This window comes from Pisciglobus halotolerans, assembly GCF_900113675.1.
GTDB lineage: Bacteria > Bacillota > Bacilli > Lactobacillales > Carnobacteriaceae > Pisciglobus > Pisciglobus halotolerans.
On record NZ_FOQE01000005.1, the window covers coordinates 32,575 to 49,367 of the forward strand.

Genomic DNA, 16,793 nt, shown 5'->3' on the forward strand with positions numbered 1-16,793 from the left:
GGGAGGCATTTTTATGGCTAACAAACAAACACAAGAAGCATCATCATATGAAACAGCCGTTAAACAGCTAATTCAAGATTATAAACAAAAGGGTACCGTCAATTATGATGAATTAACAAAACAAATTGCAACGCCCTATGCGTTAGATGCTGATCAAATGGATAGTCTGATCCAAGAAGTAGAAGATGCAGGTATTGGTGTTGTTGGAGACGATGGCGACCCAACTGCTAAACAGATGGAAAGAGAAGAAAAAGAAGAAAAAGTTGAAAAGCCAGAAGATTTGACAGCTCCTCCAGGTGTTAAAATCAATGACCCTGTTCGCATGTATCTTAAAGAAATCGGAAGAGTCGATTTATTAACTGCAGAAGAAGAAGTTCAACTTGCACATCAAATCGAAGAAGGCAGCCAAGAGGCTAAACAACGCTTAGCTGAGGCTAATTTACGTTTGGTGGTTAGTATCGCTAAACGTTATGTCGGTCGAGGCATGCAGTTCTTGGATCTTATCCAAGAAGGGAATATGGGCTTAATGAAAGCTGTTGAAAAATTCGATTATAAAAAAGGTTTTAAGTTTTCAACTTATGCTACTTGGTGGATTCGTCAAGCCATCACTCGTGCCATTGCTGACCAAGCAAGAACGATTCGTATACCGGTTCACATGGTAGAAACCATTAATAAACTCGTCCGGATTCAACGTCAGTTGCTGCAAGACTTAGGTAGAGAACCGACACCAGAAGAAATTGGAGCAGAAATGGACTTGCCGACAGAAAAAGTACGTGAAATTTTAAAAATTTCTCAAGAGCCGGTTTCTTTAGAAACACCGATCGGCGAAGAAGATGATTCTCATCTTGGGGACTTTATTGAAGATCATGAAGCAACGAGTCCAGCTGATAATGCTGCCTATGAATTGCTGAAAGAACAATTGGAAGATGTGTTGGATACATTGACAGACCGTGAAGAAAACGTTCTGCGTTTGCGTTTCGGTCTTGATGATGGACGGACACGCACTTTAGAAGAAGTTGGAAAAGTGTTTGGCGTTACACGCGAACGGATTCGTCAAATCGAAGCAAAAGCTTTGCGGAAATTACGTCATCCAAGCAGATCAAAACAATTAAAAGACTTTTTAGAATAAATAGTCAAAGCTTTCCCATTAAAATAATGTTGAGATAAAGATCAAAAAGCCGAAACAATTCCCCTTGTTTCGGCTTTTTGTTATTGAATATGAGTTCTTCATCTTCTAACGTTGGTAATGAAATTTAATCTGAGCGGTGTTGCTACTGATGGAAACTCATGAGAACGCCTTGAGCCAAAGCCGTATCTCAAGGTTTGTAAGTTTCAAACTTAGTGTAACGGCTAAAGCCTAACACTAAGTTCATTCACATTACATCTTTTTTCATGGCTATCAGTAGCCCTATACGCCTCATGAAATTTCTAGACAGCTGTTTCTAAAGACCTTAGCATGAAAAAGAATTGATTGTTTGCTAGCCAACTTTAAATCTTGTAGAACCGAAGATGAAAAGTTATAAATGAGCAGGAAAAAAATATAGAAATCAGCTTTTTAGTCTGAGAAAGATTTCAAGCAAGCCAAAAACTGTTATAATAAAATAGAACGTTTTGAAAGGAGAGAATAATGTTAACATTTGAAGAAAAGAAAGCTGTATTTGATGGATTCTCTGAATTAAGAGCTGTGCCCGTATCGTTACAACGTATCAATTATCATTTCGATGAAAGTGCTGTTGAAAAAACAATCGTCGTTCGGTACTTACACCCAAATGGAAATGCTTTTGTTTATGCTGGTTACTTGCCGAAAGAAGAAACGAAAGACGGTTATGTATCAGTGAGGGAAGCTTCAGCAGAAGAAATCAAACAGTTAGTTGATAAAGCAATTGCTCATTTAAGAAAAACAAAAGATGGATATGAAGAGGGTTATCAAGAGCTTTGGATCAGTGAAAAAGGAGAAAAACTTTTTTTGCGATATGATAATCCAATGTGGCTGATTGTTTTAGAAAACAATCAAATCGAAACTGTTTTTAAAACAAAAGAGGCAGCAGAAGGTTACTTAATGGATGAAGGTTTTTTTGAAGCTGCAATCAAATAAAACGGTGAGAAGGAGAAAAAAAGATGGATGAAAAACACCTTTCAAAGCGTTTGGCTCGTGCAGCTGCTTATGTTCGGCCAGGAGATCGTTTAGCTGATATTGGTTCAGATCACGCCTATTTGCCCTGCGCTTTAGTCCTAGACCATGTTATTTCTTTTGCTGTAGCAGGTGAAGTGGTTCCCGGTCCGTTTCAATCGGCTAAAAAACAAGTAGAAAGCTTAAACTTGAAAGAAAACATTCAAGTAAGATTGGGTGATGGATTAGATGTCGTTTCTGAAGAGGACCAACTAACAGTGATCACGATTTGCGGAATGGGCGGCCATTTGATCGCATCGATCTTAGAAAGAGCTACACAGCAAAAGAAACTTAATGGGCAAGAACGTTTGATCTTGCAGCCGAACGTCGATGAATACATTTTGCGAAAATGGCTGGTTGAAAATCAATATGCTGTAACAGCGGAAGAAATTCTTGAAGAAAAAGGAAAATTTTACGAGATCATTGTAGCAGAAAAAGAAGAAGCGTTGCCTATCGCGGTGACAGAAAAAGATTTAACGTATGGCTTTTTTTTAAAAGAACAACAAGATCCTATTTTTAGGAAAAAATGGGAGAAAGAACTCAAAAAAAGGGAACAAGTCGTTGAAAATCTAAAAAAAGCGGCTATTCCTCAATCAGAAAAAATTGTTTCATTTAATATCCAAATTTCTGAAATCAAGGAGTTGTTGAAGAAATGAATGTGACTGGTTATGATTTGATTGAACGTTTTGAACAATTTGCACCTCCAACATTAGCAGAAACAGGAGACCCGATCGGTTTAGCGATCGGTACGTTAAATAAACCGATCCAACGGGTCATGGTTACGTTAGACGTTAGACCAGAAGTCGTTCAAGAAGCCATTGAAAAGCAGATTGATTTTATTTTTGCTCATCATCCGCCAATGTTTAAACCAGCAAAAAACTTAATCAGTGATGATCCTCAGAATGAAATGTATTTTGAGCTTATTAAGCATGACATCGCTGTTTATGCAGCGCATACGAACCTAGACGTTGCTCCTGGAGGTATGAATGATTGGCTAGCAGATCTTATCGATTTGCACCATGCAGAAACGATGACAGTGACGAAAAGCCGTCCTTATAAAAAACTAGCTGTGATGGTTCCTAAAGAAAATGAAACAGAAGTACGAGAAGCTTTGACTCAGGCAGGCGCAGGAAATATGGGATCAACATACAAAGATTGCAGCTATACGCTGGAAGGAATAGGAAGATTCAAACCTGTAGAAGGAGCTCACCCAACGATCGGTGACATCGGAAAAAGTGAAGAAACACATGAAGTTAAAATAGAATTCGCCGTTTCTGAGCAAGATTTGCCAAAAGTCGTTCATGCTTTGCTTGAAGCTCATCCATACGAAGTGCCCGTTTATGACGTATATACAATTGAAAACTTGTCTGAAGAGTTCGGACTAGGAAGAGTTGGGGACTTAGCGGAACCAATAAAACTGCAAGATTTTGTGACACAACTAAAGGAAACGTTTGGCGTATCGGGTTTGCGTTACATCACAACAAATCCAGATAAACTGATTCAACGTGTTGCTGTTTGCGGAGGCGACGGTGGAAAGTTTTATCAAGATGCCTTAAAGAAAGGTGCAGATGTCTATATTACAGGGGATGTTTATTATCATACCGGACATGATATGCTGGCGGATGGGTTGTCAGTAATCGACCCAGGACATCATATTGAACAGATTTGTAAGCCAAAACTGAAAGAGTTATTTGAACAATGGTGTACGGAAAACAATTGGCATCTGGATATCGTTTCATCTGAACTAAATACAGATCCTTTCCGGTTTTCATAACCAATTTTTCATTAGATGATGACCGTTTCAAAAAAAATAAATTCATTTAATATTTATTCGCTTAGTAAAATGATTGGAAAAAAATGATAGAAAAACTATGCATTTATTCAAGATAATGGAAGGAAGAGTAGAAAATGTCAGAAAGTAAATACCAAAATTTAGTCCCTCGTTTTGTCCGTTATGTCAAAACAGAAACACGTTCAGATGAGACAAGCACCACCGTTCCATCAACACAAAGTCAAGTAGACTTTGCTAAATCGCTGATGAAAGAACTGGAAGAAATTGGTTTAAAAGATATTCATTATAATACAACGAATGGATATGTGACCGCAACGCTTCCTAGCAATACCGATAAAAAAGTGCCTACAATCGGTTTTATTTCTCATATGGATACAGCTGATTTCAATGCTGAAAATGTTCAGCCGCAATTTCATGAAAATTATGACGGCTCTGATATTTCTTTGAATAAAGATGGTTCGGTCATTTTATCTCCAACTGATTTTCCCAATTTGAAGCAATATATCGGTCAAACATTGATTACAACTGATGGAACAACTTTGTTGGGAGCCGATGATAAAGCAGGTATTGCAGAAATCATGACAGCGATGGAAATCCTTTTAAAAGACCAAACTATTCCTCATGGTGACATTCGAGTTGGTTTCGGACCAGATGAAGAAATCGGGATCGGTGCTGATCTTTTTGATGTAAAAGAATTTGCCGCAGACTATGCATATACAATGGACGGAGGACCTGTAGGAGAGCTTGAATATGAAAGTTTTAATGCAGCTTCAGCAAATATTTTCATTCAAGGGAAAAATGTTCATCCTGGAACGGCCAAAAATACTATGGTAAATGCTTTGTCCTTAGCCATGCAATTCGATGGACAATTACCTGAAGGCGAAGTTCCGGAAAAAACGGAAGGCAGAGAAGGTTTCTATCATTTGCTAGGCTTAAGCGGAGAAGTAGAGGAAGCTAAAATGTCCTATATTATTCGCGATCATGACCGTGATACATTTGAAGCACGCAAGGAAAAAATGTTATCGATCGCTGAAAAAATGAATAAGGAACTTGGAGAAGAACGCGTTAAAGTGATATTGAAAGATCAATATTATAATATGGGCGAAATCATTGAAAAAGATATGCGTCCAATAAACATAGCCAAAGAGGCAATGGAAAACTTGGCGATCAAGCCAATCATTGAACCTATCCGCGGCGGTACAGATGGATCAAAAATTTCATTTATGGGTCTGCCTACGCCGAATATTTTTGCCGGCGGAGAAAACTTCCATGGACGGTACGAGTTTGTAGCTGTTGAAAGTATGGAAAAAGCAACAGCGGTTATTGTCGAAATTGCACGTTTAAATGCTGAAAAAGAAGGATAATTCTGATGCTGCAAGTAAGTTATGCACTTTTTATCAATGTATTGCTTTTTTGTTTAATGGGCAGTGATAAAAAAAGAGCTAGAAAAGGAGCATGGCGGATTCCTGAAAAGTATCTTTTGGGAGCAGGAATAGCTGGCGGCGGCTTCGGTGGGCTATTGGCCATGAAGTTGTTTCACCATAAAACACGAAAGAAAATATTTCACTTTTCTTTTTGGATAGGCTGTTTCTTGCTTGTCATTCTTTTGATAACGAATAAATAAAAAAGTTAACCTCTTTCTTATAAGGAAGTCTTAGCCTGATCAAGTTTCTTTTCAGGCCAAGGCTTTTTTGCTCATTCAGCTCTTCTTTTAGAAGGAGTATGATAAAATAGACGTAGCATGTTTAAACCATGAAAAGTAGGTGGGAGCATTATGGGATTACAGTTTGTACTAGGAAGAGCAAACACAAATAAACGACAAACGATGTTAGATGAAATTGCAGATGAATTAAAAAATGATACAACAGCAGAAATCTTTTACTTAGTTCCTGAACATATCAAATTCCAAGCAGAAATGAATGTGATCGAAAAAGTTGGTGGGCAAGAAAACCAGCAACAACAATCGATCATTGGAATGATGCGGTTGCAAGTATTCAGCTTCAGCCGGCTGGCTTGGTATTTGTTAAAAGATAGTGATCTGTATGCGAAGCCTCAGCTGACAAATACAGGATTAGCCATGCTTGTCCGAAAATTGTTGATCGATTATGAAGAAGAATTAACGATTTTTAGAGGAGAAGCACAAAAAAATGGTTTTATTCAGAAACTGACAGACCTCTTTTTGGAGCTGCGCAGCGGACGAGTACAAGAAGACGACTTATACCAAACTATCCAAATGTTGGGAGAGAGTCCTCAAGAAACAGACTTTAAATTGAAGCTAAAAGATATTGCTTTGATTTATCATGCGTTTGAAGAAGCTTTAACAGGTAAGTTTATTGAGACAGAAGATATTTTGGAAGCTTTGACAGAAAAAATTTACACATTAGATTTGTCACATACAACCGTTTATATTGACAACTTTGTCCAATTTACTGCTCAAGAACAAGATTTGATCCTTGCATTAATGAATCAGACGAAAAAAGTAACCATTTCGCTGACGTTAGATAAAGGTTATGTTCATGAAAGACCTGAAATGTATGAATTATTTCAAATGACAGGGGAAACTTACTACAAACTCTATCACTTAGCACGTCAGCATCAAATCAAGGTGCACACAGATCGGGTCATCCAAGCAATAGACACCGATTACTGTTTAGAATTGAATTTATTGGAAGAATATTGGGTAAAGAGCAACGCCTTGTCACCTGTTTCAGCTTTTGACAAAGAACAAGCGGATCAGATGAATGGATGTATTCATGTTTGGGCTGCCGAAAACAAACAGGCCGAAGTTACCCATGTTGCAAATGAAATCCATCGATTGGTTACAAGCGGAACTTATCGATATAAAGACATTTTAGTTTTGACTCGTGATCCTCAAGAGTACCTGACTCTTTTACAGCCCACTTTTAGTCAAAATCAAATCCCGACCTTTATTGACAGTGCAGATGTGATGTCGAATCATCCTTTTAGTGAACTGCTTGAAGCGTTATTTTTGATCAAAAAAAACAATTGGCGCTATGGCGATGTACTGCGCCTGTTAAGAACAGAATTGCTGATCCCTCAAGCTTCTGCTGATTTGCCGATCGAGCGTGGGGAACGCATTCGTCTTCAGCAGCAACAGGCAGCCAATTTTCGTGAAAAAATCGATCAAACTGAGAATGTCGTATTGGCTTACGGCTATGAGGGATATCATTGGACGAAAAAAGAACCTTGGCATTACACGCGTTTTCATTATGATGAAGATGATTTTCAATCAGACGCTGATCTTGTGATTCAAGAAACAGCTAATCAAGTAAAGGATTTTCTCAATCATTTATTGACGCCTTTTTTTAATAAGCTAGATAAAGCAAAAAATGGATTAGAAGCAGCAAAAGTACTGTATCAATTTTTAGAAAAAAATGGTGTTCCAGATCAGCTTTTGTTTTGGCGCGATGAGTCGATTGAACAAGATGACTTAGAGACAGCAAGGAGACACGAACAGATTTGGCAAGTTTTTATTCAGCTTGTAGATGAATTTGTAGAGGTTTTAGGTGATCAATCTTTTGAAATAACGAGTTTTCAAGATATTATCCAAGCCGGATTTGAAAATGCTTCCTATAGCATCGTTCCGCCAAGCATCGATCAAGTGATTTATTCAAGTTTTACGGGTACACGTGTGGGAACGGCCAAAGTAACCTTTTTACTAGGCGTAACCAATACAAAAATGCCCGCTCAAATTGAAAACACGAGTATTTTAACAGAAGAAGACCGTATGTTGTTAGATCGTCAGCTGGAAGATGATAAGTACTTAAGGCCTTCTGCTGAATCTCAGATGGCTTCAGAGCCGTTTATTGCATATCAGGCATTATTAGATTCTTCAGATCAGCTCTATCTCACTTATCCAACCAGCGATGATGCAAAAGAAGGACCAAAAATCTCTCCTTATATTGAACGTATTGTTCGTTACTTTGGATTGCCTATCGAAACGAAAGCTGCTGATATCGTCTCATTACCTGCACCTAATAAAAAGGATATTTTTTCTTTTATTGGTTCAAAAGACAGTACTATGGGACAGTTATTAATGGTGATGAGGAAAGAACAAGATGAAAAAGGGCAGTTGCATCCTGTCTGGGTATCCTTATACCAATATTTTAAACGAAATAAAGAGACTTCAAAAAAATTCTATCGTTTGTTGGATAGCTTAACTAGAAAGAACATCCCCAAGCCGCTTAAGACAGAGATTGCTGAAAAGCTATACGGAAAAGACTTGTATTTGTCTGTATCTCAACTGGAATCATTCTATCAAGATCCTTATGCACATTTTCTTCGTTACGGATTAAAACTGCAGGAAAGAGATCAGTTTGAATTAACTTCTGCAGGAACAGGAGAGTTTTTCCATGATGCATTGGATTTGCTGTTTAAGTCGTTGATCAATCAAGATCTTTCTTTGGAACAGCTTGATCAGCGAACATTAGACCAGCTCACGGATAACCTCTTTGAAACGTTAAAAGGAAAAGACAAGTACCTTATCTTAACAGCTTCTCATCGGATGGCCTACATCCGCGAACAACTTGAAGAAACGGTGAAACAAATGGCTTGGGCGCTATCCAATCAAAGTCGACGTTCTAACATGCAAAATGTCCAAACAGAAGTCTTGTTTGGTCGTATCGGCATGCAGAAGGGGGTGCCGGGATTAGACTATGCTCTAAACAATGGCAACCACTTATATGTAAGAGGAAAAATCGATCGGGTCGATCAAATGACTGTAAAAGATCAGCATTATCTAAACATCATCGACTACAAATCTAGTAAACACACCTTCAATTATCAGGAAGCATACTATGGATTAGCCATGCAGATGCTGACATATCTCGATATTGCGCTAAGACACGCAAAAGATCTGACAGGTTACGAATCTTTACCGGCAGGAGCTTTTTATCTGCATGTCAAAAATCCTTTCCTCAAGGCAGCTGATGTGGAAAATGAAGAGGCTTATCGGGAAGCATTGCTGAAGTTGTATAAAATGGAAGGATTGCTGTTGGATGATCCAGATGTCTTGCTGGCGCTGGATAAGTCAATTGAACCAAGTCAATCTTCATTGCTCTTTCCTTTTAGACAAAATAAAAATGGCGATGTCAAATCAGCACATTTTGTTACTTTAGACGAAATGCAGACTTTGCGTCGGCATAATGAAAAACTCATTGTAGATGCAGGAAATCGCATTTTGAATGGGGAAACAACGCTGCGTCCTGTTTATGAAAAACGACAATTTATTGCCTCTGTTAATGGACCTTTACGAGCTGTTTCGTTATTTGATGCCATGTTGCCGGAAAATAATTACTATCGTTTAGAAAAATTACCGAATAAACAGTTTCTTGAAAAAATGAAAGAAGACGAAAATGAGGTGGAAGAATGAAGATTCCTTTAAAACCAGAAAATAGCCGCTTCACAGATGACCAGTGGTTAGCAGTGTATGAGTCAGGTCATAATTTGCTTGTTTCTGCCTCTGCCGGTTCTGGGAAAACAACGGTCTTAGTCGAGCGGGTCATTGAAAAAATCAAACGAGGAACAAATGTTGATGAATTACTGATCGTGACATATACCGATGCAGCTGCTCGAGAAATGAAAGAACGCATCCAGTCTGCTCTTCAGCAGGCCATTACACAGGAAAATAATCTCGAACAAAAACGACACTTGATCAGACAAATCGCTTTGCTGCCACAGGCGTCGATCAGCACGATTCATTCTTTCTGTCTGCAAGTGATTCGTCGGTATTACTATCTCATTGATCTTGATCCAGTTTTTCGACTTTTGACAGATGATACTGAGATTGCATTACTTCAAGAAGATGTTTGGAATGAAGTGAGAGAAGAGCTTTATGGAGAAGAAAACAGTCTGTTTAAAGAATTGACCGCTTCTTATTCAAATGATCGTTCTGATGCAGGTTTAACAGACTTGATCTTTTCGTTATATGATTTTGCACGTGCTAATCCACATCCTGACACATGGTTGAACCAGTTGGGCGATTTGTATATGGTGGAAGATGATCAACTGACACATGGAACATTATATCAGCACTTACTGAAGCCTCAGCTGATAGATATTTTAGAAAATTTAGCAGAGTTAGCACTTGCGGCAGTAAAGATCGGTGAAAGCAGTGACGAACTTGATAAGCAACGAGAAATCGCTACTCAGGAAGCAAGCTTATTTAATCAGTTACTGGAAGGAATACGAGCCGATCAATATGAACAAGTTTTTGAACAGTGCCGCTCTTTTGTTTTTGACAGATGGAAGGCAGCAAAGCGATCTGCAGATGAAGATATAAAAGAAGCAGCAGGCGAAATGAAAGTTTTTCGTGATCAATACAAAAATCGTTTCCAAGAAATGAAAGAACATTATTTTTCAGCTTCTGCCGCTGATCAAGTTGAACGAATGAAAAAGACCTTGCCGCTTATTCAAGAGATGGCTCGGGTAACAAGACTTTTCACCCAAGCTTATACAGAAAGAAAAAGAGAACGCCATGTATTAGATTTTAACGATTTAGAGCATTTGACATTAAATATTCTGGCGCAATTCCAAGATGAAAAATGGCAAGGGACAGAAGCTAGTCTTCATTACCGCGAAAAATTTAAAGAAGTGATGGTAGATGAATACCAAGATATCAATCAATTGCAGGAAAATATTTTGTTTTGGTTGACTCACCCTAATGAGGAAGATGGCAACTTATTTATGGTTGGAGATGTGAAGCAATCTATTTATTCTTTTCGTTTAGCTGATCCTGGTTTGTTTTTGCAAAAGTATGAACAGTATCGTGATCATCACAAAGGTGAACGTATCATTTTAGCAGACAATTTTCGTTCCAGAGGAGAAGTCTTAGATTTCATTAATTTGCTCTTTATTCAATTGATGGATCGTTCGGTGGGACAAATGGCTTATGACGATGCAGCTCAACTCGTTCAAGGCTTTACTGCTTTCCCTAAAACGGATGACCACCAACCAGAAATCCTTATCTATGAAAAAGAAGTGGAAGATATAGATGAGGAAGATCCGATAGATTTTTCGATCGATACAAAAACAGAAGGCGAATTAACAATGGTTGGACAGAAAATCAATGAGCTGATACAGTCCGGCTTTCAAGTTTATGATAAGCAGCTAAAACGGAATCGAGCGATTCGTTATGCCGATATTGTTTTATTGACGCCGACGAAAAAAAATAATGCAGATATTCAAAGCCTATTTAAACAACTTGACATTCCGTTATTGGTAAACGATACGCAAAACTATTTCCAGACAACTGAAATCACGATCATGATGTCATTGCTCAAAGTGATTGACAACCCGTATCAAGATATTCCATTGGCCAGCGTACTGCGTTCACCACTCGTAGGCTTGGATGAAAATGAATTGGCCGCTATTCGCATCACTAAAAAAACGGGCGATTATTTTGATGCTGTGAAAGCTTTTTATGATGAATATCGAAATGAGCAGCGGGGAGGTCGTTTCAATCAGCAGCTTTATCTTAAGATTGAACAGTTTTTGAGTCAATTGACAAAATGGCGTGAAGAAGCCCGTCGAGAATCAATCGTCGAGCTGATCTGGACAATCTACGAAGACACTGGATTTTTGGATTATGTCGGAGGGATGAGTTCTGGTCGCCAACGAAAAGCCAATTTGCATGCGCTATATGAACGGGCATCTAGCTATGAAAAAACCAGTTTTAAAGGTTTGTTTCAGTTTGTTCGTTTTATTGAGCGTATGCAAAAGAAAGACAAGGATTTGGCAGAGCCTACTGCGATCTCTGAAGATGAGAATGCTGTAAGAGTGATGACGATCCATGCCAGCAAAGGATTGGAATTTCCTGTCGTTTTTGTTTTAGATCTTTCAAAACGTTTTAATTTGCAAGATACCCAGCAAGCTTATGTTTTTAATGAACGCTATGGCGTGGGAACAGATTTTAAAGATTTGCGTTATCGATTACGTTATACCACTTTACCAGAGATTGCATTAAAGGCAGAAAAGAAGAAGCTGTTACTGGCAGAAGAGATGCGTAAGCTTTATGTTGCGTTGACTCGTGCAGAAGAAAAACTCTTCTTAGTAGGCTCCTATAAAAATGAAGCAGCTGCTTGGAAAGAATGGGGGCTTGTCTCTAGTCATCAGCCAACCGTTCTTCCCGCTGATATGCGTTTGACGGCTAATAGTTTGATGCAGTGGATCGGACAAGCAATGGTTAGACATCCGCAAGCAAAAAATGATTACCTGCCAGCAACTGCTGTCAACGGTGAGATCCGTCATCATCAAGCAACGTTCTCGATCACGTTTGTTAATGAAGAAGAACTCAAAGCAAATATGAAAGAAGAATCAACGGTAGACGATGAGCAATGGTTAGAAAGATTAGATCAAACGGAGACGGTCAAATTAACAGATGACGCTCATATTCGTTCCTTAAACGAAGCGATGCACCTCATCGAAGCAACATACGATTATGAAGCAGCAACACGTACGACAAGTTATCAATCGGTTTCTGAAGTCAAACGTCTATTTGAAGAACCGGATGATTCTGGTCGAATGGCAAAAATCGACATCAATGCGCCACGGCTTTCAAATCGGTATACACAAGATCGATTGGAACGACCTGCTTTCATGACTCAGATCACTGCACCAACCAGTGCAGAGGTCGGAACAGCTACTCACTTGGTTATGCAATCCATTGACCTATCTCAAGAGCAGACAGAAGAACAAATTGAAAAAACTATACAGACACTGGTCCAAAAAGGACTCTTAACAAAAGATGTGGCAAAAAGAATCAGGAGAGAGACGATTCAGCGCTTCTTTGATACAACTTTTGGTCAACAAATTTTGCGCGACCATGAATTGGTTTATCGAGAACGTCCTTTTTCTTTGTTAATGGATGCTGGTTTGATTTTCACAGATATGGAAGAGAAGGCTGGAGATAAAATTTTGATCCATGGGATAATGGATGGATTTATTGAATATAAAGAGGATGCTATTTTGTTTGATTACAAAACGGATCGTGTTCAACACCTCGGAGAACAGGCAAGAGAGAAGATGCTTGAAAAGTATCGAGGACAAATGGGCCTTTATCGAACAGCTTTAGAAAGAATTTTAAATAAGCCCGTTACACATACTTATCTATGTTTATTAGATAATGGAGAAATCGTTACTGTAGAATAAGATAAATAGATGCTTTTTATCTTGATGTTGGACTAAAAGAAATGATTAGAAACTGTTGGAAGGTTAGATAAGCTTTTTTCACCGCTGGCAACATATTTGACTTTCCATTTGAAACCCTATTGGTTAGAAATGTTTTTTACCAACGTTAAAAGATGAAGAATCTTATGAACAATATAAAAGAGTTGAGATGACAAAACAACGCTTGCTTATTAGATAAACGAATCTAACGAGCAAGCGTTGCAAAATGCTATCATCTCAGCTTTTTTGTTTTATTTTATATCATAGTTTACGCCAGTTGAATAGGTATTCGCTGCGTCCCATAACAAGAATTCATTGACACCTGCTTCAGACAGTGCTTTGATTTGTGCTTCAACTTGCGGAGCACCATATTGTTGGTAATTTCCAGCACCTAGATAAGAAGCGGTAAAGTCTTGCAACCATGGACGTGATTGAGGTGGTGTTTTCAAGCCGTCTAATACTTTATTTTCAGCTTTCATATACTCTGTGACTAATTTGTATGGTTCTAAATCTGGTTTAGCAATGCCAAAGTAAGAACCCCAGTGACTTGGATAGATCATAGAAGAAATAACATCTACATTGTCAGAGATTTTAGAAAAGTTTTGGCCGATTCCTGGAGCTTCAGGTACCGTTGCTGAGTAGCCAAAAATATCAACGCCGACATCAACGCCGTAAGGTTTTAATTCTTTGCGTGCATATTTGACAAAGTCCGTAACAGCTTCTACTCGTTTTTGAACGTCATCTAAATCCATATCTTTATATTTTCCTTGTGTGTATTGCAGATTATCTGAACGTGTTTCAAAACCTTCAGGGAAGCGGACATAGTCAAATTGGATCTCTTTGAACCCTAATTTAGCAGCTTGTTTCGCTACTTCGACATTGTACGTCCATACTTCTTCGGAGAAGGGGTTGACAAAAGCTTCGCCGCGTCCATTTTTCCAGATAGACCCATCACTGTTTGTGTAAGTGAGCTCAGGTTTTGCTTCCGCTAAACGTGTATCTTTGAATACAACGATTCGAGCAATAGGATAGATTTGATTGTCTTCGAATGATTTCATCATTTTTTTCGGGTCTTTTACATAATCTTTGGTATTTTTTTGAACCAATGGATCATCAGACTGAAGATCAAATGTTAAATCACCAAAATCATCTTTGATATCGACGACCATTGCATTTAGAGAAGTTTTATTAACAAAATCTGTTAATTGGTTCATTTTTGCGCCACCAGCTGAATGCCCAGTGACATAAATTCCTTTTACTCCGTCTTTAGGGTATTCAATATTGATTCCACTATCATAAGTAAATTGTGAAGGGAATTTTTCTGGTGTTTCTAGTAAATCGCCTTGATGAAGTTGCAGCAAGGTTCCTTTTTCATTTTCTTCAGCATTCGCATGAAGTGGCAGCATAAAAAAGGCAGCAGCTGCAAAGAAAGAAAGTTGTTTGAAAGTTTTATTCATTTTGGCCGTCCTCGCTTCCTTCAGAAATGATCGTTGCTGGATCGACAAGGGTATAACCTTTGTCACGAAGTCCTTCAGCAATGTCTACGATAGCATCGTTTGTCCAATCCCGGTCATGCATCAAAAGATTGGCACCATCACGCAAGTATTCGGTGTTTAGCATGATGTCTTTCAGTGCTGCGCTATCTTGATATTTTTTCTCCCAGTCATAGCCATAAGTCCAATTCATCAATGTCATTTTTTCTTGTTTGGCTAGAGAGCGAGAAAAGTCTGTGTTACTTCCAAAAGGTGCGCGGAAAAAGCGAGGTTTTTCATCCGTCACTTCTTCAATCAATTCACTCGTTCTTAAGATTTCTTCTTTTTGCTTTTCTTCAGAAATTTCTTTTAAATTCGCATGGGTTTGCGTATGGTTTCCGATTTCGAATCCCATGTCATAAATTTTCTTTAAATCTTCTTTTCCTTCATCAGACTCTATGTACATTCCGTTGATAAAGAAAACAGCTGGTGCATTGATATCTTTTAATTTTTGTGCCATTTCAACTGCATGTTTATCTGGTGCATCATCAATGGTTATTGTCAGGGTTTACTTCATAAAGAAAAGTTTGTTCTTTTGCTTCTTCCGAAGAGCTATCTGCTTGATTTTCAGAAGAGGCGTCTGACGCACTGGTTTCCATGGCTGTTTCGCTTTTCGTTGAAGCTGATTGTTCTGCAGCATCTTGATCAGAAGTTTGGCAGCCAGCTAATAAAACCGTGCTAAATAAAGCCATGCCATAAATCATTTTTCTCATTACTGTTCACTCCTATTTTTTGTTTTCCTGTTCTTGGACTTTCTCTGCAACAGTAGAACGTGCAGTTGTTAATTCAGATAACTGCTTGTCGAGTTGTGTTAACGTTTCGTTTGATTTTTGGTGTTGTCCATTCAGTGTATCAATACCATTTGTGAATGTTTCGTAAGTAGCATCCTCTTTAGATAAGGACTTGAAATATTTTTCTTCTTGATCCAAGTCTTTTTTATAGGTTTTCAACCATTCATCTAATGTGCCAGAAGCAGAATCTAATTTCTCTTCTAAATTGGTCATGTCTTGTTTAGGAAGTTCTTCGCCTTTGATGTCTTTAAGCTTATCTGATTGATCCGACAGCTCAGAAGCATCTTCTTCTATTGTGTCAAGAGCATCTTTACGATTTTGGATATTCTCAAAGACTTTTGAACTATCATCTTTAAAAGTTTTCAGTTCTTTATCATTTTTCAATGTTTCTGAAAACTGTTTTTGCAGCTGACTTTCTTGAGCAGTGACAGCATTGATTTGTTCAACGATGCCTTTTTCTTTCTCCTCTAATGTATCGGTTACAGCTAAAGTATCTTTTGCGCTTGTGTCACATCCAGCCAACAGGAAGGAAACACCAAGCAAACTTAGAGGAACGCTTATTTTTTTCATAAACAAACTCCTTTTTTTGTTCATATTTTTGATTGTTTAATGAATAACAATAATTCATAAACTGCTATCAGTATAACAAAGATGTATAAACAGGCTCAAATACAACACTCTTTTCACATAGAAATTTTACTTTTTAGTTGTTTTAAATCAATTTCGTTTTGAATAGCAAAATCAAGGATAAAACAGGAAATGAACTTTCCCTGTTTATTGAGGAACGAATCGTGTAAAATAAATAGAGAACGAAACGGAAAGAGAGAGAGGAAAAAAATGTTTGTTTATTACTTGATAGCAGCAGTCATCGTGGGAATCGACCAGATCACAAAGTATTTGACTGTTCAGCATATCCCTTTATATGAAACGATCGAATTTATTCCTGGTGTTGTTTCATGGACCTATATTCAAAATGATGGCGCAGCTTGGAGTATCTTAGAAGGGAAGATGGTCTTCTTTTATATCATTACCGCTATCGTTACAGGAGTCGTCATTTATTACTTGCATCAATATGCAAAAGGAGAACCTCTATTTGCCATTTCATTGGCTTTTATACTAGGGGGTACTTTAGGAAATTTTATTGATCGATTGCACTTGCAATATGTAGTAGATATGATCCGGTTAGATTTTGTTCATTTTCCTATTTTTAATGTCGCGGATTCTGCTTTAACGATTGGCGTTCTATTATTGCTTCTGTATGTATTTTTAGATGAAAAAGAAGAAAAAAAGTCAAAAAAGAAAAATTGATTAACAGGTTAAGA

At 38.0% G+C, this 16,793-nt stretch carries 13 protein-coding genes; 9 read left to right on the forward strand and 4 right to left on the reverse strand.

Annotation, left to right across the window (positions count from 1 at the left end):
• Nucleotides 1–13: 13 nt before the first annotated feature.
• The 8 genes from rpoD to addA all read left to right on the forward strand — a co-directional run bounded on the left by rpoD (nucleotide 14) and on the right by addA (nucleotide 13,130).
• Nucleotides 14–1,129 carry an RNA polymerase sigma factor RpoD gene (gene rpoD / locus BM057_RS02880; RefSeq protein WP_047389905.1) on the forward strand — a complete coding sequence of 372 codons (1,116 nt, stop codon included), beginning with the start codon at nucleotides 14–16 and terminating at the stop codon, nucleotides 1,127–1,129.
• Nucleotides 1,130–1,627: 498 nt separating this feature from the next.
• Nucleotides 1,628–2,095: a hypothetical protein gene (locus tag BM057_RS02885; protein WP_092091351.1), complete on the forward strand. Its 468-nt coding sequence runs from the start codon at nucleotides 1,628–1,630 to the stop codon at nucleotides 2,093–2,095.
• Nucleotides 2,096–2,118: 23 nt separating this feature from the next.
• The gene (locus BM057_RS02890; RefSeq protein WP_092091353.1) at nucleotides 2,119–2,826 is read left to right on the forward strand and encodes a tRNA (adenine(22)-N(1))-methyltransferase; all 708 of its coding nucleotides are present in this window, start codon (nucleotides 2,119–2,121) and stop codon (nucleotides 2,824–2,826) included.
• Nucleotides 2,823–3,944: a Nif3-like dinuclear metal center hexameric protein gene (locus BM057_RS02895; RefSeq protein WP_092091355.1), complete on the forward strand. Its 1,122-nt coding sequence runs from the start codon at nucleotides 2,823–2,825 to the stop codon at nucleotides 3,942–3,944. The genes BM057_RS02890 and BM057_RS02895 overlap by 4 nt, the downstream gene beginning before the upstream one ends.
• 134 nt (nucleotides 3,945–4,078) lie before the next feature.
• Nucleotides 4,079–5,326, forward strand: coding sequence for a peptidase T (gene pepT / locus BM057_RS02900; RefSeq protein ID WP_092091357.1), 1,248 nt, complete (start codon nucleotides 4,079–4,081; stop codon nucleotides 5,324–5,326).
• Nucleotides 5,327–5,331: 5 nt separating this feature from the next.
• The gene (locus BM057_RS02905) at nucleotides 5,332–5,586 is read left to right on the forward strand and encodes a DUF1294 domain-containing protein (protein WP_092091359.1); all 255 of its coding nucleotides are present in this window, start codon (nucleotides 5,332–5,334) and stop codon (nucleotides 5,584–5,586) included.
• Nucleotides 5,587–5,736: 150 nt separating this feature from the next.
• Nucleotides 5,737–9,354 (forward strand): helicase-exonuclease AddAB subunit AddB, encoded by a 3,618-nt coding sequence (addB, locus tag BM057_RS02910; RefSeq protein ID WP_092091361.1) that lies wholly within the window; start codon nucleotides 5,737–5,739, stop codon nucleotides 9,352–9,354.
• Nucleotides 9,351–13,130, forward strand: coding sequence for a helicase-exonuclease AddAB subunit AddA (gene addA / locus BM057_RS02915; protein WP_092091363.1), 3,780 nt, complete (start codon nucleotides 9,351–9,353; stop codon nucleotides 13,128–13,130). Before addB ends, addA begins: the two co-directional genes overlap by 4 nt.
• 269 nt (nucleotides 13,131–13,399) lie before the next feature.
• Here the strand turns inward: addA and BM057_RS02920 are convergent, their stop codons facing one another.
• From BM057_RS02920 to BM057_RS02935, 4 genes are read right to left on the reverse strand one after another with little or no spacing between them, the layout of a single operon-like run.
• Nucleotides 13,400–14,605 (reverse strand): putative glycoside hydrolase, encoded by a 1,206-nt coding sequence (locus tag BM057_RS02920; protein WP_218147443.1) that lies wholly within the window; start codon nucleotides 14,603–14,605, stop codon nucleotides 13,400–13,402.
• Complete coding sequence (locus BM057_RS02925) at nucleotides 14,598–15,140, reverse strand: polysaccharide deacetylase family protein (RefSeq protein ID WP_092091365.1); 543 nt, start codon at nucleotides 15,138–15,140, stop codon at nucleotides 14,598–14,600. Before BM057_RS02925 ends, BM057_RS02920 begins: the two co-directional genes overlap by 8 nt.
• A gap of 28 nt (nucleotides 15,141–15,168) precedes the next feature.
• The gene (locus BM057_RS11905; protein WP_092091367.1) at nucleotides 15,169–15,393 is read right to left on the reverse strand and encodes a hypothetical protein; all 225 of its coding nucleotides are present in this window, start codon (nucleotides 15,391–15,393) and stop codon (nucleotides 15,169–15,171) included.
• Nucleotides 15,394–15,405: 12 nt separating this feature from the next.
• On the reverse strand, nucleotides 15,406–16,041 hold the full coding sequence (locus BM057_RS02935) for a YkyA family protein (RefSeq protein WP_047389893.1): 636 nt from the start codon (nucleotides 16,039–16,041) through the stop codon (nucleotides 15,406–15,408).
• Nucleotides 16,042–16,308: 267 nt separating this feature from the next.
• On the opposite strand from BM057_RS02935, the gene lspA reads away from it, so the two are divergent.
• A complete protein-coding gene (gene lspA / locus BM057_RS02940; RefSeq protein ID WP_047389892.1) occupies nucleotides 16,309–16,779 on the forward strand; it encodes a signal peptidase II in 471 nt (156 codons plus the stop codon).
• Nucleotides 16,780–16,793: the final 14 nt, after the last annotated feature.